The 23,882-nt window shown below is 46.7% G+C and carries 14 protein-coding genes; 1 reads left to right on the forward strand and 13 read right to left on the reverse strand.

Going from position 1 to position 23,882, the window contains the following annotated elements; translation table 11 throughout:
• Positions 1 to 11: 11 nt before the first annotated feature.
• Complete coding sequence (locus EV294_RS12215; protein WP_207918133.1) at positions 12 to 794, forward strand: helix-turn-helix transcriptional regulator; 783 nt, start codon at positions 12 to 14, stop codon at positions 792 to 794.
• Positions 795 to 882: 88 nt separating this feature from the next.
• On the opposite strand, the gene EV294_RS12220 is transcribed toward EV294_RS12215, so the two are convergent.
• From EV294_RS12220 to EV294_RS12285, 13 genes are all read right to left on the reverse strand, one after another.
• Positions 883 to 2,262 carry an ABC transporter substrate-binding protein gene (locus tag EV294_RS12220; RefSeq protein WP_132307110.1) on the reverse strand — a complete coding sequence of 460 codons (1,380 nt, stop codon included), beginning with the start codon at positions 2,260 to 2,262 and terminating at the stop codon, positions 883 to 885.
• A 516-nt stretch (positions 2,263 to 2,778) separates the two neighbouring features.
• Complete coding sequence (locus tag EV294_RS12230) at positions 2,779 to 4,395, reverse strand: ABC transporter substrate-binding protein (protein ID WP_132307112.1); 1,617 nt, start codon at positions 4,393 to 4,395, stop codon at positions 2,779 to 2,781.
• 65 nt (positions 4,396 to 4,460) lie between these two features.
• Positions 4,461 to 5,342 carry a carbohydrate ABC transporter permease gene (locus tag EV294_RS12235; protein ID WP_132307114.1) on the reverse strand — a complete coding sequence of 294 codons (882 nt, stop codon included), beginning with the start codon at positions 5,340 to 5,342 and terminating at the stop codon, positions 4,461 to 4,463.
• Positions 5,343 to 5,362: 20 nt separating this feature from the next.
• Positions 5,363 to 6,340 (reverse strand): ABC transporter permease, encoded by a 978-nt coding sequence (locus tag EV294_RS12240; protein WP_132307116.1) that lies wholly within the window; start codon positions 6,338 to 6,340, stop codon positions 5,363 to 5,365.
• Between the two features lie 213 nt (positions 6,341 to 6,553).
• A complete protein-coding gene (locus tag EV294_RS12245) occupies positions 6,554 to 8,866 on the reverse strand; it encodes a helix-turn-helix domain-containing protein (protein WP_132307118.1) in 2,313 nt (770 codons plus the stop codon).
• Positions 8,867 to 9,032: 166 nt separating this feature from the next.
• Entirely contained in the window at positions 9,033 to 12,443 is a 3,411-nt protein-coding gene (locus EV294_RS12250; protein WP_132307120.1) for a hypothetical protein, read from the reverse strand.
• A complete protein-coding gene (locus EV294_RS12255; RefSeq protein ID WP_243711647.1) occupies positions 12,440 to 14,965 on the reverse strand; it encodes a heparinase II/III domain-containing protein in 2,526 nt (841 codons plus the stop codon). The genes EV294_RS12250 and EV294_RS12255 overlap by 4 nt, the downstream gene beginning before the upstream one ends.
• Before the next feature lie 1,020 nt (positions 14,966 to 15,985).
• Positions 15,986 to 17,590 (reverse strand): glycoside hydrolase family 43 protein, encoded by a 1,605-nt coding sequence (locus EV294_RS12260; protein ID WP_132307122.1) that lies wholly within the window; start codon positions 17,588 to 17,590, stop codon positions 15,986 to 15,988.
• An 84-nt stretch (positions 17,591 to 17,674) separates the two neighbouring features.
• A complete protein-coding gene (locus tag EV294_RS12265) occupies positions 17,675 to 18,829 on the reverse strand; it encodes a glycoside hydrolase family 88 protein (RefSeq protein WP_132307123.1) in 1,155 nt (384 codons plus the stop codon).
• 18 nt (positions 18,830 to 18,847) lie between these two features.
• Positions 18,848 to 19,690, reverse strand: a complete 843-nt coding sequence (locus tag EV294_RS12270; protein ID WP_132307124.1) for a carbohydrate ABC transporter permease — start codon at positions 19,688 to 19,690, stop codon at positions 18,848 to 18,850.
• The gene (locus EV294_RS12275; RefSeq protein ID WP_132307125.1) at positions 19,691 to 20,596 is read right to left on the reverse strand and encodes a carbohydrate ABC transporter permease; all 906 of its coding nucleotides are present in this window, start codon (positions 20,594 to 20,596) and stop codon (positions 19,691 to 19,693) included.
• An 81-nt stretch (positions 20,597 to 20,677) separates the two neighbouring features.
• A complete protein-coding gene (locus tag EV294_RS12280) occupies positions 20,678 to 22,027 on the reverse strand; it encodes an ABC transporter substrate-binding protein (RefSeq protein WP_132307126.1) in 1,350 nt (449 codons plus the stop codon).
• Positions 22,028 to 22,127: 100 nt separating this feature from the next.
• Positions 22,128 to 23,858, reverse strand: a complete 1,731-nt coding sequence (locus tag EV294_RS12285; RefSeq protein WP_132307127.1) for a cache domain-containing sensor histidine kinase — start codon at positions 23,856 to 23,858, stop codon at positions 22,128 to 22,130.
• Positions 23,859 to 23,882: the final 24 nt, after the last annotated feature.

Raw genomic sequence — 23,882 nt, forward strand, 5'->3', positions numbered from 1 at the left:
GGCGAACCATCTTGGAGCTTGAACACCATCCCTACCTTATTCCCAATATCTTTTTGTTTGTTAATCGAAGATGTTATCCGGATTGGACCATACGGAAGGCTAGAATCAGCTTTCACGATCTTACCTTTGTTATCGAAGGAAAGGCGAATTACTATATTGACGGCAAGAAATTCACCGCTGAAGCAGGAGATCTCGTCTATGTTCCCAGCGGGAGTGTGCGGGAAGCTCATACCTTTAAAGATTCTCCTATGCATTCCTATCCTTTTAACTTCTACTGGGCAGATCCTCATAATCATATTCAAATGCCCTTTCAGGGGTTGACGAAAAAGGTTATCACGAAAGAGATCCTAAGCTATCTGCGTGAATTTAACCATGTGTGGATGAGCAAGCAGCCTTATTACCATATTCAGGCACGGGCACTATTCGAATTGATCATCCACCGTCTGTTAACCAGCTTTCACCGAAATTTACCAACCCCTTTTGATCCCCGAATAAAGAAGCTTATAGAATATTTAACAGAACATTACTCGGATCATATGGCTATTAACGAGATAGCAGAAGGCTTGAGACTGCATCCTGTTTACTTCGGAAAGCTATTCAAGCAGAATACCGGAATGTCTTTCAAAGAATATGTCAACCGCGTCCGGATGAATAACGCAGAAATGATGCTTTCTTCCGGTGATTTCACCGTTAAGGAAGCCGCAGAGCGCTGCGGAATCCAAGATATCTATTATTTCAGCAAAGTATTTAAAGAGATAAAGGGATATCCTCCATCTGCCGCCAAAATAAAATGATCTTCGCGTTACAACGGAAAAGCAAATGAAAGACAGAGGTCCCCATTGCTGCTGCAGTGGGGACCTGCCCTTATCGTTCAAAGAGCTGTTACTTCTTCCAGACTTCGTCAATAGACGACTGGAATTGCTCTTTGTATTTGTCAATTACTGTGGATACCGATACACCTTCCAGAATTTCGCCGACCATTTCATAGTAAGGCATATTCGGATAACCATCCTTTCCGTCAACTCTATTAATCGTTTCTCCTGCTGTCTTGGCGTTATTGATATCATCCTCATTGCTAAATAACGTTTCCAGCGAGGCTTGCTTCGGATAATCGTAAATCGAATCGATATCATTGATTTTCTCATAGATATAGACCAACTGCTCGGGATGCTCGATTACCTTCGGAATGGTCATGTAGTTCGGAATCGTCAAATGCGAACGATATTCCACCGCGCTAGGTCCTTTAGGAAATGGCAGGAATCCGATATCCATATCCGGCATATCCTTCTTGAAGCCATCCATCTCATAATCGCTTCCCGCGTACATCAACGTGTTGCCTTGACGGAAAAACTGCCCAGGTTCCGTCCAGTCTCCGCCTTCTGTAGGTCTAGCGACGTTTTCCGTGGCAAGCTTGGAGACGAACTCCAGGGTTTCCTTTGTTTTCGGATCCTCCAAGTTCTGTTTATCAGCTGCGACCAGATTGGCGTCATTGGAAGCCAGCGCCTGCACCAGAATATTGGCTGTAGCAACACCCCATGTATCCAGCTTACCGTTATTGTCCGTATCTTTGTTAGCTTCTTTGGCAACCTGGATGAAAGTATCCCAGTTCCAGTTATCATCGTTCACATAATCCTGCAGTGGCTTCATGCCTAATTTATTCATCAGAGTACGGTTATAGAAAATACCTGACGATGCGCCGTTAATTCCGGAGCGGAATCCGTAGCCTCTGCCCGCATACTCCGAATAATCGTTTGTATATTGCTGTATAAATACCTTGTCATTCTTCGTATATTCATCTACGGGAGCGAACAGCTCCTGCTTAACAAGCGATGGAATCATCCACGGTCTTGCCATCCGGATGATGTCGCCGATCGGTGCTCCGGCAAGCAGCGAGGCTGTAACCTTACTGGAATATTCCGCATAGTCAACCGTGACATATTCGATCTTGAAATTATGTTTTTTCATTAATTCATCCAGATTCTGCTTTCGCTTGATATTATCCGGATTATCTTCCTTGATGGATTCGTCATACCAGGAAACCCATTTAATCGTTCGGCCGCCCATATCGAAATCCATTTCAGGTGTTCCGGTATCATTTTCAATTGCAGCAGGAGTTGCATCATTGGCTTCCGATTCCGAAGAAATAGGCGTACTGTCGACTCCCGCGTTGTTGTTCTTGTTACTGCCGCCGTTGCTGCTGCATCCAGCAGCCAATAGCAGAATCAGAATCAACGACATAAGCAGCGACTTCCTTTTCCACATCTAATATCCCCCCTTTGATTTGGCTGTCTCTTCTGAAGTACAGCGCTTACAATAAGAAATGTTATCTGCTTTCCGGCAAACAAACCATGGAGAATCTAAACTTGATTTGTAAGTTTCAAACATTAATTCTATAAAGAAAGAAAGTTAAGACATACATTTACAAATCGCGAGCTGGAAGTCATGAGCAAGATCGCAAACGAGATCGTATATACCAATTAGTTGATACTATGAAAATCAGTCACAAGCGATTGCAAAGTTAGAAAGAAAAGGGATTATTCCGATCAATGGGGTAATTAACAAAGGGTCTAATATTAAAAATCTACATTAGCATAAGAAAAGAGCACTGCATGAACGCAATGCTCTTTTCTGACATTATCAACTACTTGGCATAGTACCACTTAATTTAAGAATACCCTTTTACTTCTTCGCCTTATAAAACTCAAAACTTTCGATCGCTTTGATCAGGCCAATCGTTCCTATAGAGATTAGATCCTCGAGATCCTCTCCCGTATCATTCTACTTCCCGCCTGCATCAAGATACGCTTGTACCTGTTTTGCAACCTCTGCACGTATCTTATCAAGACCTAAACCCTTTAGCTCGCCGTTCAATTTGACGGCAGCTGTTTCCCAATCCTTTACTTGTCCAGCCTTCAATGTTTGAATAAATGGATCCGCCTTTGATTGAATATTAGCGAACTCGCCTTTTACATTCGTTGTGTCAAAAGCGAACTGTGCAAGCACGGGAGCATAGTAGCTGTCTTCTTTGGCCGAGTATTCGAAGTACTTTTTAGCCGACTCATCCAAATCTTCAGGCAAGCGGATCATTGTTGGATTCCATGTAAATTCATAACCGGGGAAAATATAGTTTTTGGACTCGTCTAAAAGCTTCATTTGGTTGTCGCCTACAGCTTCCCAATGCTTACCTTGAATTCCGTATTCGAACAGATCATGGTTCTCGCGGCTTTGGAACATCCAGTCGAAGAATTTCATCGTCCGGTCAATATTCTTGGAGGATACGGGAATCGCAATAGAGTTATTGGCTTTGTAGCTGGTCGAGATCGCCTTCGGCTCCATATTGCGAATCTTTTCCTTTAAGACAAAAAATTCGAGATCTGCGCCGGCTATGGTCTCCTGCAGAAGCTTGCGGTCCGCAGCATAAGAAGAGACTGTACCGTAATAAGAAGCGGCTTTGCCAGACATAAAGTAAGCTTTGTGATCCTTTTGGCTCAGTACATCCTTCTCAAGGTACTTACTCCACTCTGCCCATTTGTCATATTGACTGAATGTCGACTTCATCGTATTTAAAGGGGCCGGCAGCTTCGCCCATTCCGTATCCGGATCACCCAAAACAACAACATCCAGAACTTTAGTCAGATCGTCGCTTAAATGAACGAAGTAAGGTATTCCCCCTAGATTTAATGGGCGGACGGTATCTAGCTCGTCTCTTTCTGGAGCCAGCATTTCCTGGAACCCGCCGATCCCTCTTACCGCAAGTGGAGTAATGCCTTTCTCCGATGCCAGCACTTTCTCATAGTACTGCTGAAGCTCATCGTAGCTGGAAATCGGCTGGCTGAATCCAAGTTTTTCTCGCAAATCCTTACGGATATAAACAACTGGGATGTCATAGAAGTATTGCGTGAACGGTATTGTATACAGATGATTGTCGTATCGCTTATTCATCTCGATAAACGCTGGAGAGAAAGCTTGTTTTAACCCGGGATATTCGTCATTATTAAAATATTTATCCAGTTGGGCATAAGCCCCCTGAGGAATAAGCTCTTTCAAGTTTTGAAAATCCGCATCAAATACGAAGTCCACCTCTTCGCCGGCTGTCATCATTAGCTTAACCTTTTGCTTATGATCGGCAGGCGCATTCCATTGAATATCGATCTTCGTATTCAGCGTATCCTTCGTACGATTCTCAAATTCCTTCAGTACAAGAGGCAGATCTTTCGGCGCGTCGCCAAACAGCATCCCTTTCAGAGTAACGGCTTTAGGCGGGGCCGATGCCGTTACCCCGGAGTTTTCGGGAGCAGCCGGTGTACTAACCTCATTGTCCTTATTGCTGCAAGCGGCCACGGAGCCGGCAAGTGCAACAGATAATACAACAGTTGTCAAATGTTTAGCTTTCATATGGAACGTTCATCCCCTTTTCTTTGCTTGAAATTGCAACTATACTAAACCGCTTGGAAGCGGAATTAGCCTTTGACAGCGCCTACCATAAGTCCTTTGACAAAATACTTTTGTAGCATCGGATAGAGTAAGACGATAGGTCCGATTGTAACGACCGTCGTAGCCAGCCGGACTGTCAACGCAGGCGGAATAAAGTTCGGAATGCTAACATCCGCCGATATTTGATTGATGTAGTCCAGATTGTTCATAATGCGCTGAATCAGGTACTGCAGCGGGTATAGATCTTTGTCGTTAATGTAGAGAACCGCGTCGAACCACTTGTTCCAATAGCTCAGAGCATAGAATAGCCCTATCGTAGCAAGTGCCGGGAGCGAGATCGGGAGAATAATCCGGAACAGGATGTAGATGTCGTTGGCTCCGTCCATTTTGGCTGACTCTGCTATTGAATCATCAATGGAAGCAAAGAAGTTGCGGAGCAAGAACATATTCCATGCGCTAAGCATGCTCGGGATAATAAGCACCCAGACCGTATCCTTCATGTCCAAGTACTTTGAGATCAATAAATACGTAGCGACCAAACCGCCGTGAAACAGCATCGTAAAATAAACATAAAAGGAGATGTGATTACGGTACTTGACAGACTTCACAGATAATGAGTAAGCCATGGCACTTGTAAAAGTCATGGAAAGGATCGTGCCAATCAGCGTAACAAAGGTCGTAACCCCATAAGCCTGGTAGATCGTATTGTTGCTGAAGATCAGCTTGTAAGCTTCGGTACTGAAGTCCTTCGGCCAAAAAGTATATCCATCTTTTAACAGGGATGCTTCACTTGCGAATGAGCTGGCCACGACCGACCAGAATGGCAATAGACAATAGACAGAGAACAGTCCGATAGCCGCATAAAAAAAGCCTTTAAGCAGGCGGTCGGATAAGCTTTCCTTGATCATGAACACAATTCACTTCCTTATTAGAAAATGGCGGATTCCGGTGCAACCTTCTTGGCAATTGAATTAACCGTCAAGACAAGTGCAAATCCAACCACGGACTGCATAAAGCCGATAGCGGCTGACATGCTCATATCGCCAAGATCCATCATGGCCCGGAACAAATAGGTATCAATGACATCCGTCGTCGGGTACAAAGGAGGATTGCGTCCAACAATCGCATAGATCATTCCAAAGTCCCCGTTGAAGATGCCTCCCACAGCAAGAATCAGAAGCAGAATAACGGTTGGTTTTAGCAAAGGCAGCGTAATGTAACGGATCTTCTGAAATCGGCTTGCCCCGTCAATAGACGCTGATTCATAAATATCCGGATTGATGCCGGAGATCGTTGCCATGTACACGATGGATCCGAATCCCGCTCCATGCCAAACTTTCAACAACACGAGAATGACCGGCCAGTACGCCGGTGAAGAAAGAAACTGAACCGGAGGTATTCCGAATACGGACAGAATTTGATTGATAAATCCGCCGTCCGTCGCGACGAATGCCATGACGAACATTGCGACAACAGTCCACGAAAGAAAATGAGGGAAAATCATCACCGACTGGGCGATTTTTTTGTACCATTTCCCTCCAAGCTCGGTGACCATTACCGCAATCACGACAGCAGCAAGGGTATTAAATAAGATAAATAATACGTTTAAAAACAAGGTGTTCGTAACAATTCGAATCCAGTCATCCGATTGAAAGAAGAACTTGAAGTTTTTCAAACCGACAAATTCGCTGCCGGTCATTCCTTTCATCGCTTTAAAATCCTGAAAGGCGATAACCATTCCGCCCATAGGAAGATAAGCAAAAACAAAAAACCAAATCATGCCCGGCAAAACAAGCAGATACAGAAACTTGTTTTTCAGCAATTCATAGAAAAAAGCTCCCGCGACGCTTCGTCTTTTTCTGATCGGATATGCTTGCTTGGGGTTGCTGAGTTCAGAAGCGCTCATTGTGTTCCTCCTTCGTATTCGCAACTTTTAGGATGACCCTACTGTATCTCCTCAACCACTTGGGAAAAACCTCAAAAAACGCTCAAAATGCCTAAATAAAACGAATGTCACGGGTTCAAAATTAAATCATCCGTTCAAAACATGCGAAAAAACGCTCTATAAGAAGCTAATAAGCCCCTATTCCTGTTAGATAAGGGGCTTACCAGCTGATATTTAGGCTTCCGCCACGCGTCCATTGCTGCTTTTCCGGAAATGATCCGGCGTTTTTCCGCAATGTTTTTTAAAGGAAATATAAAAATACTTCGTATTGTCGATGCCTACCATCTCGCCAATTTTATTGGCCGGCAAATCCGTAGTCAAAAGCAGCTCTTTAGCCTTGTCAAAGCGGTAATCCGCAATATATTGATTAAGAGAAACGCAGGCAATCTCTTTAAAAATCTTCCTCATGTAATTGACCGACAACCCGGCTACTTCCGCAAGCATTTCGACCGTCAGGTTAGAATCGGCATAATGGCAATGAATATGCTGCTTTAGCTTCTCCACAATGAGCACGTTCTTCTGGGAGTGCTGTTTGTCTCTTGTTCGGATAGCTGCATCCCCCAGCTCAACAAACCATTCCTCAATTTGGTCCAGCGTCTCCCATTTGTACAACTGCTGCCCGAGCGTACCTATATCATGGAGAATGCCGCTCAAGTCTCCTGAAGCCATCGATTTGGAGGTTCGCTGGACGCTGAAGAGAAGCTGATTCAGAAGAAACATCATTTCATCGAACGGCGCTTTCCGCAGAAGACTGAAATACTGCCTCATGGCTTCCTTAGTCCTTACAGCGTCGCCAAGCTTCATGCTGTCGGTCACCTGCTTCTCCATCGCAGAGGAAATGCTGTCCGCAATTGGTTCCCGGCTGTCCTCAATGTCTTCGGGGATAAAGCACTTCCTGCCGAATGCTATCCGGTATCGTGAAGCATGATAGGCTGACTGCCATGACAAAGGAATTTGCCGAAGCTCATCAACATAAGAGCCTAGAGCTGCTGTAACCGTTAACTTAAGAAAGCTTTCCACTTGCTGCTGGATATCAATCAGAAGCTGCTTCAGTTCCGCAGCCAAGCCGAATGGTTTCAGAAACAAAACAACGACTATGTCCTCCCCGCCATCAAAACTGAATGTTTGTAGCTGAGCGCCGCCAAGCTCCTCCGCAATATTGGATACGCCATACTTCAGCAGGTTGAGGTCATTTGGGTTGTAAGTCCTCTTCAATTCCCCGTAATCATCCAGACAAAGCATACCGACTTGAAATCCTGCAGCCGGAAGCCGTAACCCCAGCCTTAACAGTCTGCCTGTCAGATCAGACTCGCTGCTCCAGCCGCCGGTTGTCAGCAGCCGAAGGGTCTCCGCTCTCTCCGTAAAATGGTAGCCTGCCATGCTCGCTTGCAAGTCTTGTACCCTTCGTTCCAAGTAGCGGAAAGTCTCCGAAAGCAGGTCGAACTCGCTTACCGCCCCCGAATTCGCTGATTTGCTCATATTTTTAATAATTCGGTGAATGGGACCGTAAATCATTCGGGTGAATATGAACCCGATTGCAATAACAACAAACAAAATCATTGCAGTTACAAAAAGAATGTACCGCTGGATCTCATTTACTTTGCTCAGAAGGCTCGCGTAATCGATATCACCGATAAAAATCCAGCCCAAGCTATCGGACTTTATATAGAAAATGCGGTGATCGGTTCCATCGATTCCCGTTTCTAGCACGCCTTGCGAGGATTCGGAGTTCAAAATAGTTTGAACAGCAGGAAGCTCCGAAAGATTGGAGTTGATTTTCGCTTCATCCGAATGGGATATAACAACACCTTGCCGATTCAAAATCATGGATTGGAAAGACTTGCTTCCGGCGCCCTTCATCATCATACGCTGCAGAACCTGTTGGTCCAAGTTAAGAATCAGGGCACCATTGGATACATGGTCGTCTCGGTTACTCATATAGGCGATTGAGATCAGGTTGCCGTTAAACGGCTTCGTATCGTAAACAAACGATGTACTCCTGGGAATAAACACACTGTCCCGAAGAGTCTTTGTATTCTCAAGAAGATGAAGAATCTGTTGATCATAAAATTCAGAAAAACCTCTGACCGTCGTGAGCGAAGAGAAGACAAGCTCCTGCCTCGTATTGATTAAATAGACGGAGTGAACCATAGGGTTCGTATTGGCGAGATCCGTCAGCTCGCTGCCGATTCTCCCCATCATTTCCGTATCAAACTCATTGGCATAAAAACCAGCTTGAATATCTGCCGATCCGTAAGCGCTTGCAAAATGCTGATAGGTAGAGCTGAGCAAAATATTCGCCGTATTGTAAGACTGTTCCAGCGAACGGTCCGTCGATTGGGTTATTTCGGTCTTTAAATTTTCGGAAACCCTCGAAGTAATCGTAAGTGTCAGCGCGGCTATCACAACGAGACCAACAAATAGATAAGATAATATGATTCGTATTAATAGGCTCTTTCTGAATAAAAAACGGCGAACAGCTTTCATAAGCTCTTCCTCCCAGTCAGTTTCGTTATCCCTTCATTATAGAAACAGCAGCGGAAGCCTTGTATGCGGTATTTTTATGCAAGATGTCAGGTTATTTAAGAAGTTCCCAAATGAAAAAGGCAGGAGAGCTCGCCTCCTGCCCTACATGCCTTTTTGCCAATCTTCGTTAATTGCCGCTCGCAAGCTCCTCCCGGAGCAGTATACCGTTCCGGTATTCCTGCAGCAGCAAGCAGTTGCTGTCCAATTCCATCTGCTGCACGGTTATAATCTGTGTACGGCCATCTCGAAGCTCGACCGTTACCGTATTTTCATCAGCGGCATGAACAGATTCTATCATTCCAGTTGTTTCATGAGGCTCGACGATGGTAATAAACCTTCCGATTCTGCCCCTTGACCGGATCCCGTAAGTCATTCGCCTTTGCGCTTCGTCTCCCGGAAAAGCGTCCGCGCCGATCAGCCCCACAAAGCGGACTGCACGAAGATGAGCGATATTAACCCTTATGATCGCCTCTTGCTCATGGTCAACCGGACTTGTCGGAATCGCGCGGGGATATTCATGCCCTACAATCGTTACGCGGCCGCCCTCGTAATCCTTGCCGATTCCGCAGCCGGCATCAACGTTTTCATACTCTGGGGACAATTCACTTATCCATAGCTTGGCGCCATCCTCGGTAATCATATACGCCTCTCCCCAGAACAACCCTTGCTTCGTCCGTTCCGGATATTTCTGCTCGTTGTAGACAGGATGATTCTTCACCCGCAGTGTCAACGTGTTGACGTGTTCACCAAGCTCAATCTGGACCTTGCCCTCGCCTAATATCCATGCCCCGAAGCCGCCTTCCGCCATAACCTTGCCATCTACTTCAATCGCATAATCCATCGGTATGGTTATGCCATGATTCTCGGCAGCCCGCCCGAGAATCTGCTCCGTATGCCGCGGCCAAGCGGTATGAATATCCATCTTGAGCGAGCCTGGTATATTATAGGCAGACCGTGTCCCTCTCAAATCCTCGTCTGCGCCGAAGATCGTCTCGAATCGGGCTACGCTTGTTCCTTGTGCTTCGTACCATCGGCAATCCGTAATAAATTGGGCATCCGAAAGCGGATTATCCGACCATTGACTCGTATGCTTTCTCTCAACCAATTGATCCGCTTTCAGCTCTTTAAACCCTTTTATTTGGAACAGACAGTCATATTGATGCTCCTGCTCCCCCCGTACAAAATCAAACAGGACGATAAAATCATCGGTTACACCCATAACCCGTTTCTGCCGGACAGGTTCCGTAAACGCCGACAGCTCGCCATACTTGGCGCCATCCGGCGCCTCTGGCAGCGAACTTGCGTTCATAGCGCATCGTTCCTCCAACGTCTCGTTGTCCCGATATATCATCCCGCCATACGGAGGATAAGCCCAGGTTGCCGTCGTTTCCACCGCAGCAGCTTGAATCGCCTTGCCGCTATAGAACAAGCTTCTTACGGAATCAGCAGGCACCTGTACTTTGCCGTCGACCACGATCATATTTTTCGTCATGGAATTTTGCACGTAAAATTTGTACATGAAATGGCCGTAGCCCCACCATACATGCTCGGGATTGTAGAAGCTTCGCCCATAACGCATGACGGAGAGAAGCTCAGTCCGGTCGAAATGTCCATGGGCATAACCATGCGAGCCGTACCTGAGCACCGCCTGAATCTGCTGCCTTTGCTCTCTTCCCGGCGTTTGGCTCCTCAGCATAGCAATTCCAACATTATCGGCGTAAGCATTTTTCCTCGCATAAGAGGATTCCGACTCCGGAAGATTGGCATAACCAAAGATCGGATCTGTCTCCTGATCCATTCTCATCACAGGGATGTACTCAGAATCCTTATAGTACTTATAGGCCAAATTGTAGGTCGCTCCGAAATGCACGCCCTCCAGTTTTCTTTCATTGGAATCATTCATACCGAAGAGCACCCCTCTGTCATCCAGAAAAGGAAGCGTAGCATCAAACATATCCTTTATACAAATGTAGCTCTTACGGTTGCCGCCCCACTTCTTGTTATACATTCCAAAGCGCAATTCGGCATCGCGGCCGCCATAAGTGCTGTTCACTTCATGATTAAACGGAATCTGGAAATGCGTATGCAGGAGATTCATGCCAAAAGGCAGCAGCGCATGTGCCGTATGAATATACATCGACGATACCCAGGTATTATAACTAACAGAGCATTCATGCCACCAACCGTCGTTGAACAAACCGTATCTCAGCTGTTCAATAGAGCCTCCCGGACCAAACACGAACCGAAGTGCTCTCTCCATATCCTGAATAGCCAGTGCACAATAGAAAGCACCCGTAATCTCGGAAATCAGCCAATTGGAGATATGTCCTCTCCGGATGTGATGATCAAGAATGTCCATGTAGATCCGGAAGCTTTTTTCCACCCCTCTGTGCTCTTCAGGTGTCAGAACCCCGGCATTATAGATAATGTCATACGGAATGGCTAGATGTTGAAAAAAATGCCCCTCCTGCACATAGCTTTGGCTGCAGCCCTTCTTTTTCCTCGGATAACCGTTCTCCTCATCGATGAAATAACGGAGGAATTGGGCAACCTTCTCGGCGTACCGCTTCTCTCTAGTGAGCGCATAAGCATAAGCGGCTGACATAATATAGTGTTCTTCATAGGTATCGTAACAGTAATCCCTCTCCTCTACGGGAACTGGCGGTCTGACTACCCATGCGTCAGCATCTGCGAGAATACGCTCATACCCAGGCTTGAATTCATCATGCCGGTCGATCATCACCCTGCGTTCCGCCCACTGCTCTTTGTTCCAGTAAATATAAGGATGAGGAAGGCAACGCATCGTCTTCAGCTCTATTTGGCTAGCGCTTCCTCCATCCCCGTTCGGGACAAAAGCCAAAACAGTCGTTTCATGACCGCCTGGCACCATGGTCTCGTGCACCTGAATATCGGCTGTTACCTCTTTGCAGCCAAACGGCTCAAGCACGAACTCCTTGGATGACAGCTGTGGATGCAGGGACTCCCAGCCGTTGTATTTCTGTTTGACCGAGACTAGCTGGTGCGAATCCGTGCAATTATAGACGGTCATTGTGTAAACAACGGACTCCCCGGCCTCCCCGGACTTGCCTCTAATGCCCGCGTGAACGAATAGCTTCTCACCCCGAACCATCTTCGCCGATCGGAGCTCGGCATTCCCTTGAAACTCCAGGCCGTCTAAGAAGCGCCAAATATTAGCCTGAGCTGCTTCCACATCGAAATCTCCAAGCCTTACTCTTACCTCATGATGGCCTGCGCCAGCTATTGATAATTTGGCTTGCAGGGTTCGGTTATCCGCGAAATGAGCATGAATGCTAATCTCCGCTGAATCTTCGACCGTAAAAACATTTAAAAGAATACCGTACCAATCCATCACATCCAGCGCAGAATCGTTTCCCCGCTCGAATCCAATCGGATACCAGCCTACGGCATCCGCAGCTGCAGGAAAACGAAGCAGCAGATTGTCTTGCAGGTTGAAGCCATTAGCGGTAATAGTCCCTTCTGTCTTCCACTCCTTCAATAAATCAATCTGCACGATCATTGCATAACCACTCCTTCCAACGCCGAATCAATCAAACGTACTCCGTAATGGTCCCTTACTAAGCGAATTGTCTTGTCTTGTGCTTGAATAGTAACTGTACCATCCCGTAAAATATCGACTTGCATTTCCGGCTGTCCTTGCTCCTTCGGATGCAGTAAAGTCAGGAAGCCATCCTTTGCATCGGCGACTGCCCGGATATAGTCCATCATGCAAGTCTCCTCTTCCCCGCTGTCGAAGAACGGCGTAGACCGTCCTTTCTCCAGCCTGATCGTATGAAGCGGAGTTAGAAATGCAGTCTCTAGATCCAATCCGTATACCCCGTGTGAATATATCCTGTTGCCATTAAGAACGGAGCGCTTGGACGCTACAGGCAATGTAAATAACACCTGGTTATCAAAATCCTCCACCGTGTCCCTTATGACATAGAGTTCAGGAGATTTCACAAACGAAACATGCCGGATATGACGCCCTTTCCCTTCCGGATTAAGAATCTCGATGGTAATGCTCTCCACGGAATCGTTCCTTGTTACCTCCAGCACACGACTAGTTCTTGGTACATCTGCCCATCCGCGCTCCAGACTATAGGTTCCGGCCGAAAGGTTGATTGCGCCTGTGCCTTGCTTTGGAATATTCGTAAACTTTGTAGCGAATTGCAGACAGGAATGGGAATAAGAGCTGATATGCCAACTCGTACTGCTGTCGAAGTAGCCCTCGATTCCCGAATCCATAACAAGAGGAATCGAGTTTTTGTACAAGATGAATGAGCCTTGATCCAAATGTCCGTGACCGATTGGTTCCGGACTCGACATGATGGCGAAGTAGCTTTGATTTCGTTCTCCGAACCGGTTGCGGAATATATAAATACCAGCTTGAGGGAATTGGTCCGTAGAGCTCAGCTCCAGCGAGCGTGTAGGTACGTATAGATCACCTGGGCCCATGATATTCTCCAATGCTATGCCCTCGCCCCATAGTTTCTTATAAGGTTTGCCCGCAGCCACCCAGGTATGGTACATCCGATCCGCTAAACGGCGGTCAACCTTTTCTACATCCTCTAAATATACCGCGAAGCTACCGAACTCTTCTCCGCCGCCAAGCGCATGATCGCCGAAAGGCGGCGTACCGATCCGTCCGGAGAAATACTCGTATGCAGGTGTCTGCATCTCTATGCTGAAACCAAACATCCGGGTTAGTGGCGTTATTTCAAACCAATTCTCCCCTTGCACATTTTGCAGTACCTTGGCATACCCGGCAAAACGTTCAAGAGCGGCATGATGATACCGGATCGACTCCGGCCAGGACGAATCCGGGTTAACGTTTAGCTCCAGTTGTGCTTTCAGTATGGTGTTAGCGTTATACAGCCATGTATGCCGATTCGGAAAGTCGTTTAATACCATCATCATAAAACCCGTTCCGGCACACATGTCCGTCTGCCAGTTTGTGCAGCCTGCCTGCGCATCGTAAGCTGTCCATTCGGTCCTGTCCCTTAGGTCAAGCATATAACGCAGCAAGTATTCGACCATTCCGTAAAAGCGCTTCTTCTCCGCATCGGAGAAGACCTCTGCCTGCTTAATGAAGGAGTAACTTACCGCGGCGCTGCTTAGAAGTCTTCCCCCTTGCACAGCACCGTAGCTGTCGCTGCCCTCCGGACGAAGATTCGTAACAAGCCAATGCTCGGCTCCTTGACAAAAATCATTTAGAATGTACAGAAGTGCATGTTTAACTTTTTGGGCGTATACAGACTCTCCTGTCACCGCGTAACGAATAGCGTCGCATTGCATAGCCATTTGGAAACGCCCACCGGGAAGATGGGATTTTCTGTTAAATACATAATCAAATGTCCCTATGGCTTTACCTTCATCATCCAGGAATGTAATGACGGTATTCAGCCCCTTCTTGAGCTTACCGTCCAGCTTCGCCTCAAAGGTTAAGGTATATCCGGCATCGCTCTCCACAGCAAAGGTTCCTTCGTAGTGCCAGGAGCCTTCATCCTCCTTCGTGGGGTTGCAAATATACAGCGAACGTCTTGAGTCCCCTTCCCTATAACGTGGATTAGCTTGTGAAGACGTATTGGCAGGCTCCAACCGGTATCGGTCACCTCCGCCACAATAGGGATACTTGTCTTCCCACTTCATGATGGGCCTTCCTTTTCTTGCTTCCGGCACCCAATCGTCTGGCTTGCCAGCACCTGCATCAAAACCCCGGTTACCGATCGTCAGACTGCCTCCGCTCGCTGATAAGATATCGAGATTATCAATCCAGACATGTCCAAGACCATCCTGCTCATTGTCTTCGGAAGGGAGGATAAACGACAACGTAGCTTGAACTGCACCTTCTGGCGTACGAAAGTTTACGATTTTATCCGTAGAGCTCCACAAGTAAAAATGTCGGTTTAACTCTTCGTAGTTTGATGCACCGTTCATCAGCATGGAAACGGCATTCTCGATATAATTCAAGCTATAGTGGTCCGAAATTCGGCTAATTTCTTCATACTGCTTCCGGATAAGAACATCCGACTCGATCATCGATTTCACCTTACGTAACCCTTCCTGGTCCAAGTAAAGGGTAGAGGTAGGCTCGACATCCGTACGAAGTACACGGGAATGACGGAGCTCCCGAATCCGGTTGAAGCAATCTACGACAGCCCGTGCCAATTCCTGCATGGGATTTCCGGAACTATAGCACTCCTTCTTCTTTACTAACACTTGTAAAGAATCTAAGAGCTTATTGCCAGCTGCCTTATTATAAAATCCTACTTCATCTCCGTACCTTATTCCCGATAGCAATTCATTAGCCTTTGTTATCGCTAATTCTGCCTTACTCAGGAGCATATCCTCGCTACCGAGCAATTCCTGCTTTTCAAACCATTCAATAGCAGTCTCAAGACCGTAATGGGTATATACATCCCCCTCTTCCTTAAAGGGCGGTACCATCGTAAATCTTTTGGCTGCAAATGGAATGGCCTCATCTTCGCGTGGTACATAAAACTCTCGACTTCGAGAAAAAGGAAGGTTAGTTGTTCCGTCAAGAGCTTGTTGGGCTGCCTGCAACATATCCTCCAAAGCTAACTTGGCTCCATCTGTGTAATACTCTCTTCTGGACTCCAAAATTTCCTTAGCCCGATTCACTAAGGCCTCCAGCTTCTCCCGATATTCTGTTCTGAGCACCATTACATCACCTTTCCCCTATAATAGATTCCCCGATTCTCCCATGCCTGCGTATAACGGGTAAGTCTGCAATTTTAATGATAGGGTTGAAAAGTAACAATAATCACAACGAAATCTTCAGCAAAAATTTTGAGCGTAAAGACAGGGGTTTAAATTATGAAGATGTTAAGAAAACAAGACGAGAGCTGTGCTATTTTCTCCTTGGAGGTGAAACTAACAGTTCATTATTTGGAAGCGATTACAAGAGTCGCGCTGATCTGAAGCGGTTGTAATGCTGAAGCGGTTCCTGCAGCTTACCGGCTTCATAAACTACACTGTGCGGAATAACAAATCCCCTTTCCAATCAAGCACTTGGATAGGGGATTTGTTTCTAATACTTCAATTAAGACTTTCCACGCTAGTCCCTTCATGGTTCACGTATTTGAAATAGTCGAAGTCCGCATGCTTCATCGTCCCTGACAAGTCCTGCGCACAGAGACCGACAAACGTGCCGGTAAAGCCAAGTTTTCCTTCATATTCATCGGATAACTGTCCCAAATCCAAAACCGGACCAACCGCTTGCCACGCCAATCCATCTGGAGAGCAATAAAATTGTACGCGTTCGTAATCGATTCTTATCTTCATGTAGCAGCGATTCCAGCCTTCGACGGATACATACGCATCGTTTGGTTCATCGTATTGGCCTAACCGGGTTGTGATCAGTGCTACATGCCGGCCTCTCTCTTCATCTCGGCTCATTCGCAAATAGAAATGATCGGATTCATCGTAGTACAGTGTCAATCCGGCCATTTGATTAAAATGCTCAGGCTCGAATTCTAGGCAGGTTTCCGCTTCGCAGCAGAATTCCTCCAGCCTTCTTGCCACCATGCTTTGACGGAACCAAGAGTAAAGCGATTCCCTGCCGCGAAGCCGTAGAAATCCCGGACGTTCTGTCAAGCTGAGCCAGTCTTCAGCAGCAGGCACTCTCAGCGTAAAAAATTGAGCACTAAGCTTATCACGATCGAAATGATCCACTGCCGGCAACACAGGGAACGGATGCAGCGGCAAATCCGGCGGCTCCATGATTAAAGCTGGTGCTTTCCCTCCGCTTGCCAAACGCAGCCATCCGTCCTCCGTCCAAACGACCTTTGCCAGACCGGTCTCGCGTCCGAGCGGGGATAATCGTCTTCCCGGTAATGAACGTGCGCAAATGTAGGATAAATACCATTCCCCGTTTTGCGTTTCAACAATCGCGCCATGACCGGCCTTTTGAAGCGGATGATCCTGCACGTCCACCGTCGTAATGAGCGGATAATCGGGATCGTATTCATACGGACCGTCAATATAGCGTGACCGCGCCAGTGTCGCCGCATGATTCCAGCCCGTTCCACCTTCAGCGAGCAGCAGATAGTACCAGCCTTCACGCTTGAACAGAAATGGACCTTCCGTTACGCCAATTGATGTCCCTGTAGCAACAGTCTTTATCGCGCCAATCAGTTTTCTTTGATCCGGACAATATTGTTGCATCACAACTCCAGCGAAACGGTTCCTCCCCTTGCGAAAGTCCCACTTCATATTAAGCAGCCACTTGCTGCCGTCGTCATCATGGAAAAGGAACGGATCAAATCCGCTACTGTTCAAATAGAGAGGCTCGGACCATGGTCCGTTAATATCCGTTGCCGTAAGCAGATAATTATGCAGATCTTTAAAAACGCCGCGACGTGCCATAACGGTAGTAATCATTAAATAAAAGATGCCATTGTCGTAAGTCAGCGCTGGTGCCCAGATACCACCGGAGCTTGGCACACCACGCAGATCCAGCACGGACGCTTGGTCAAGCGGGCGGGATATGACGCGCCAGTTAATAAGATCACGGGAATGATGAATTTGTACGCCCGGGAACCATTCGAACGTTGAAGTGGCGATATAATAGTCGTCGCCAACACGAAGCATGGACGCATCAGGGTTAAAGCCCCGCAATACAGGATTATGGATAATGGTCATTAGATTATCTCCTTCAACAAAAAGCCGCCGTATGGATGAATCGATCGGCGGCTTCCTTGATTTATTCAGGCTGATTCATTTTAACTACCAGAGATAAAGATCATTGCCCTTCAGCTTGAAAATGGCTTCGATGAAATAATAATCACCGTAAATAATAGCATGATGATGTGTTTTGGAATGATAGGCACCTGTTCCATTCTGCAGGATTGCATCCGTGGATTCTGTCCAATCGCTACGGGACTCGTCGAGCGTACGGAGTAATTTAATAGCTGCATTTAAGAAGAAATCCTTCTCGTAAGGACCGACACGCTTCGCGATTTCAATCAGGCCGCAGGCAGCAATCGCTGCAGCAGTATCATCTTCCCGCCGCGGCTCAGCCGGCTGACGGAAGTCGACCGGGATAACTCCGCTATCCGGAATATTAGCAATAAAATAATGCGCAATACGTTTCGCTGTCTGCAGGTACTCCTCTTTGCCGGTATGAATATAGCTCATCATAAAGCCATACAGCGCCCAGGTTTGCCCCCTTGTCCATGACGAACCTTCTTCATAGCCTTGACCGCCATACGTCTTCACCACTACGCCGTTAAACGGATCGAACTCAACGATGTGATTCACCGAACCATCCGCTCTAACGAAAGCTGACATCGTCGTATCCGCATGCTTCATGGCGATTTGCTTAAAGCGAGGATCCCCCGTCTCTTCCGAAGCCCAATAAAGAAGCGGAATATTAAACATGCAATCGATAATTGCCCAGCCTCTTGTATCCTGCCCCTCAAGATCATTCCAAGCCCGGATGAAACCTCCGGCAAGATTAAATCGTCCTGCCAGCAAATTCGCAGCATGCATCGCACGTTTACGGGATTCCGGATTGCCCGTTACCCGGTAATTGGCCACACTGGTAGGTAGCCACATAAACCCTACATCATGATGCAGACCATAGTAGTCCTGGAAGCATTGATCCAGTTTACCTTCCGAAATTTGGGCGATTTCCTTGTACTTTTCATTGCCAGTCTCGTGGTACATAAGCCACATCATGCCGCCCCAGAAGCCGTTGGTCCACCAGCAGAGTCCGTCTGCGGCATCGCCTGTCGGATTGTCCGCCGAACGGTCATCGTATGTGCCATTAATCGTTGTATAAGGAATCTTATCTTTTGTCTTCTCGCTTACCCATTCCATCTTATTGGAGATTTTAGCAATAACGCCATGCAGCCATACCTTATCCGTCTCATTCAACATAATGAATCTCCTCTACTGCTATCCTTTGATTGCGCCGGAAGAGACGCCTTTAACAAAATACTTCTGAAGGGACAGGAAAGCAATCAGCACTGGCACAAGTGACATAGTCGTGCCCGCGAAGATCATGTCCCAGCGGGAAGAGAACTCGCCGACATAATAGAACAGCTCGACGATCATCGTCTTCGTCTGCCCAGATGGGAGAACAAGCATTGGCATTAGGAAGTCATTCCAAATCCCTAAGCCTTGCAGCACGACCATACTCGCTGTAACCGGTCCTAGCAGCGGGAATACGATACGCCAGAAAATTCCGATCCGGGTACAGCCGTCAATTTCTGCCGACTCCTCGATTTCGCGCGGAACACCTTTAAGGAAACTGGTGTACAGCAGGACACCAAATCCAACCGAACCGGCAATGTAAATCATAATAGGTCCAACCAAATTGCCAAACAGCCCCATTATATTTAATTCCTTAAACAGCGGAATCATATAAACCTGGAACGGAACCATCATACCGAACAGGAAGAAAACAAAGACAGCATTCGTCCACTTCTTGTTATTCCGCTCAATAGCGTAAGCTGCCATAGGGATAATAACAATCATGGCTGCAATAGAACCAAGTGTTAGAATAGCACTATTCAGCATCGCTTTCGGGTAGTCCGTCTTCGTCACCAAATACTTGAAGCTTTCAACATAAAATCCTTTCGGAAAAGCTATCGCGTCCTTCATAATTTCTGCGTTCGATTTGAAGGCGGACATAATGTTGAAGAAGATCGGAAAGACAAATACAATAGCGATGACAATTGTGACAACGAACAAAAGAATATTGCCTGCCGTCACTGGTGTTTTAGCTTTTTTACTCATTTACATCTGCACCTCCCTCTTGCGGAGCACGCGAATTTGAATCAGCGATACGATTAGGATGAGAATGAACAGCACGATGGCAAGTGCGGTGCCGAAACCTTGTCTGCCTTCGCCAAACGCCACCTTGTATATAATATAAGTCAACGTCTCTGTTGCGAAGCCGGGGCCACCATTGGTCATAACTGCGATCTGATCAAACAACTTCAAGGAATTGATCATCGACAGCATGACACATACCGTTGTAGCACCTGCAAGCAGCGGGAAAGTCACGTGACGGAACTGCTTCCATTTACCCGCCCCGTCAATACTTGCCGCTTCAAGCAGCTCCTGCGGAACTCCTTGCAGACCTGCAAGGTAAATGATCATATAGTAGCCTGAAGATTTCCACACCGTTGACAATATGATCGATAGCAAGGCAAAATCCGGATCGCCGAGCCAATCCGCTTTAATGGAACCTAGTCCAATCATATCAAGCACCTGATTAACGACCCCAAAATTGTAGTTCAGAATAATCATCCAAATAAAGCCCATAATGATGCCGCTCATCAATACCGGGAAATAAAAGATGCTGCGAAAGAAATGACGTAGCCAGCGCACCTGGTCTACCAATATGGCTAGCAGCAATGCAACAACGTTCTCCAAGACTACAAGTGAAATAGCTGCAATGATTGTGTTTTTTAATGCATTATGAACCCGTGGACTTTCCCAAATTTCCTTGAAGTTGTCTAGACCGATGTACCGGACATTTTCACTAATTCCGTCCCACGAAGTAAAACTTAAATAAATACTGCTTAAGGTGGGAAGCATGACGAACAGACTATACAGGATAAAAGCCGGCAGTATAAACCATATCGCGTAGCTCCGCCACCATTGCTTTCTTTTCTTAGTTAATACTGTGGCACTCATAACGCACTCCTCCTGCCTCTTATAGAAAGAAAACCTCTGCCGGGTAAGCAGAGGTTATCCCGCATGTTTATTTCTAGGATGTTATTGACTATTGGCCTTCACATTGTTGTCGTATTCCGTATCGGACTGCTTCATGTATTCGTTAACATCAGCATTTTTGACAACCAGATCCTGCAGCAACTTATAGAACCAGTTACGGAATTGCGGAGGAATCGCATTATCGCCGAACCATTGGTTAATCATCATCGATTTCTTAACAGAAGTATCAGCCATCAGCCTCAGCACTTCCTTCATCTGCTCGCCTGTTTCGTAGGTAACTTCGGCTTTAGTCGTCGGAATACCATTTACCGTCGCCAGATATGGACTGTATTGCGCCGCATCAAAGAAGAATTTAATAAAGGCTGTAATCGCTTCTACCTTTGCTGGGTCTTTGGCTGCTTCAGCCGAGAGAGACCAGCCCGCCAGTGTTGGCAATCCGTTCACAATAACCGAACCGTCTTTGTTAGGAAGCGCATAGAAACCGTATTCAAAGTTTGGATCTGCTTCGGAAATTTGACCAAACATCCATGGACCGGAGTATAGTTGAGCTGCTTTGCCGGAGATCAGCATCGATGCCGTTTGGTTATCAGCCGTGCTAAGCCAGCCTTTGTCTACATATTTCGTAAACAAATCTTTGTAATCCGTTATCGCTTGTACAACCGCAGCATCCGTGAAGCTTGCTGACTTTGCTGTACGCTTGGAGTTCCAGTCCGGATCGTTATTGTACACATTATTAATCAGGAAGTAGTTCACCCAAAAGCCCATGTGGAACAAATCTTTACCGCCTACAACAATTGGCGAGATGCCTGTTGCTGCCAACTTTTCCTGGATAGCAAGGAATTCGTCGTACGTCTTCGGCAATTCCGTAACACCAGCATCTGCATAAGCTTTCTTACTGTAAATGATTCCGTTCGGCGCGTTGCCTGTCAGCGGAGCATTGTAATATTTACCATTGTATTCCGGCAGGTAAGTGAACAGATCGTGGAGCTCCTGCGGAAGTTCAGCCAGCTTGCCTGCATCTGCGAACACCTTCGTGTCGCGCATTTCTACCAGATCGGGAAACTCGCCAACGGCATCTTTTGTTTTCAGCCAGTCCAGATAAGAGTCGCTGGTTGTTTCGCTAATGTTCTTGATCGTAATGTTAGGATTAGCTTCCGTGAAAGCATCGATCGTTGTTTCGATCGCCTGCTTAGTCGCCGGATCGCCGGTCGCATAAGCGATCGAGATCGTTACGGGCTTAGCCTTCTCTCCCCCATTGTTCGAACCTTGAGGTTCGTTGGACGATGAGCCGCTGGTTGAACCTGAATTGTTGTTTTGACCCCCGCATGCCGTTAGCACTAACGACAGGATCAGGACCAAGGAAAATAGCTGAAGGAATGATTTCTTTTTCATCTTTCTGTAACCTCCCTTTTAGGATCAGCACTTCTTCAAGGATGTCGACTTCCTTGCCATTAAGCTTATCATCGCCTGCATTTGCGATGAATGAAGTTTTTTAAGCCTCATGTGCAGGTAATTTAAGATGTTTCACCATGATAGGAAATAGCAGCCGGATGGAGGTGCCTACATTCTCTATGCTGCTTATCTCGAGGCCATACGGTTCTCCGCAGGTCGTCTTAATCCGGTCGTGCACGTTCTTCAGACCTACATTTTTGCTTGGCGCTTCCGGCTTCGACAGGAGCTGATTCAGCTCTTGCAGCTTGTCCCCGCTAATGCCCGCCCCATCGTCATATACCGTAACGCAAAGCTTGTCCTCCAACCGCTCGACGGAAACAAGCACGCTTCCTTTGCCACCCTTCGGGCGAATGCCATGCTGAATGGCATTTTCTACAATAGGCTGCAACGACAGCTTAAGTAACTGGTAATTTGGTTTTACATTATCAGCAACCTGAAGCCTGAGATCGATCCGATTCTCATACCGGACCCGGATAATGTAGAAATAATCCTTCAGATGATCCAGCTCTTCCTCAATAGAAACCCAGTCTTCCCCGTAATCGATGACGTATTTTAATTGGTTTGACAAGGCCAGGATCATATCCGCTACCTCACTGTCATCGTTATAGACCGCGTTCATCCGGATAACCTCGAGCGTATTGTACAAATAATGGGGGCGAATCTGGCTCTTCAGCGCGTTTAGTTCTGCCTGTTTTTGCTTGATTTCCGCAACATACGCATCATTAATGAAGACTTTAAGCCTGTCTAACATCCGATTGAAACCAACTGCCAAGCGTCCGATTTCATCCTTTTTATAATCCTGAATCTGAATATCCAGATTGCCCATCTCTACTTTATTCATGTGCTGCAGAACCTGACGGATGGGGGCAGCTAGTCTTCTCGAGAATAAAGTACCCATGCCAAGAAGCACGATCGCGCAGACGGCAATCGCAATATATACGGTTGATTGGGTGGATGTGAGCTGCTTGAACAATTCCTGCTTAGATACTCTGATAAGAATACGTCCCTCCAAGTAAGGAATATCGCTGGTAAACACAAGAAGTCTCGTATCATTGACGCTTTTGAAGGATGCTGCCTGCTCCGAATCAACCGGAGCCGGTTTATTGCTATAATACAATCGGTCGTTGCTATCCAGCACATACAGCTCGTCATCCTTGTTAAGATTCAACTCCTGGAATAAGCTGTCCAGCACACCGGCATCAACTTCGAGGAATAAGCTTCCCACAACCTTCGGCACTGATGTTAATGTGCCTGAAATGTCAATCAAATTACGCCCGAATGTAATGACTTTCTGATTCTGCGAATTGTAATAAGTCTCGCTGTGAGTCGGATAAATAGACAGATGGTTCGGATCTTTCTCTAGCGGCTTCAGCCATTCTGCGACCGGCAGCTTTTCTATCTGCAGCGGCTTGCTCTGCCTCGTCTCATAGTAGATCTTTTCGTCCATGGAACGAATGAAAAACACGCTCCTGATATGCTTATCGCTGTACAAGACCGTTCTTAGAAATGCGGCGATCGGAATATTGTTGATCTGCTCGTTCTGGTTGACATTAACGGTCTGGTTCGTCGACTCGTTATGCGAATATCCTTCGTACTTTCCCGTATACATAAGGCGGGTAATCTCGTCATAATCGGAGAAAAAGTTATTTACGTTATAACTCATATAAAGCGACATCTGCTTCAGATTATTAACCGTGAATTGCTGAACATGACCCGTGAACGCCTGCAGCGAAAAAACACTAAGAGCGATAAGCGGAATGAGTCCGACCATTAGGAATGCTGCTGAAAACTTAAC

The organism is Paenibacillus sp. BK033, assembly GCF_004345425.1.
Classification (GTDB): Bacteria; Bacillota; Bacilli; order Paenibacillales; family Paenibacillaceae; genus Pristimantibacillus.

Bases quoted from the DNA above. Each gene is read 5' to 3' on its own strand.
- EV294_RS12220 (WP_132307110.1), bottom strand. From the start codon at position 2,262: ATGTGGAAAAGGAAGTCGCTGCTTATGTCGTTGATTCTGATTCTGCTA.
- EV294_RS12230 (WP_132307112.1), bottom strand. From the start codon at position 4,395: ATGAAAGCTAAACATTTGACAACTGTTGTATTATCTGTTGCACTTGCC.
- EV294_RS12235 (WP_132307114.1), bottom strand. From the start codon at position 5,342: ATGATCAAGGAAAGCTTATCCGACCGCCTGCTTAAAGGCTTTTTTTAT.
- EV294_RS12240 (WP_132307116.1), bottom strand. From the start codon at position 6,340: ATGAGCGCTTCTGAACTCAGCAACCCCAAGCAAGCATATCCGATCAGA.
- EV294_RS12245 (WP_132307118.1), bottom strand. From the start codon at position 8,866: ATGAAAGCTGTTCGCCGTTTTTTATTCAGAAAGAGCCTATTAATACGA.
- EV294_RS12250 (WP_132307120.1), bottom strand. From the start codon at position 12,443: ATGATCGTGCAGATTGATTTATTGAAGGAGTGGAAGACAGAAGGGACT.
- EV294_RS12255 (WP_243711647.1), bottom strand. From the start codon at position 14,965: ATGATCGAGTCGGATGTTCTTATCCGGAAGCAGTATGAAGAAATTAGC.
- EV294_RS12260 (WP_132307122.1), bottom strand. From the start codon at position 17,590: ATGACCATTATCCATAATCCTGTATTGCGGGGCTTTAACCCTGATGCG.
- EV294_RS12265 (WP_132307123.1), bottom strand. From the start codon at position 18,829: ATGTTGAATGAGACGGATAAGGTATGGCTGCATGGCGTTATTGCTAAA.
- EV294_RS12270 (WP_132307124.1), bottom strand. From the start codon at position 19,690: ATGAGTAAAAAAGCTAAAACACCAGTGACGGCAGGCAATATTCTTTTG.
- EV294_RS12275 (WP_132307125.1), bottom strand. From the start codon at position 20,596: ATGAGTGCCACAGTATTAACTAAGAAAAGAAAGCAATGGTGGCGGAGC.
- EV294_RS12280 (WP_132307126.1), bottom strand. From the start codon at position 22,027: ATGAAAAAGAAATCATTCCTTCAGCTATTTTCCTTGGTCCTGATCCTG.
- EV294_RS12285 (WP_132307127.1), bottom strand. From the start codon at position 23,858: ATGGTCGGACTCATTCCGCTTATCGCTCTTAGTGTTTTTTCGCTGCAG.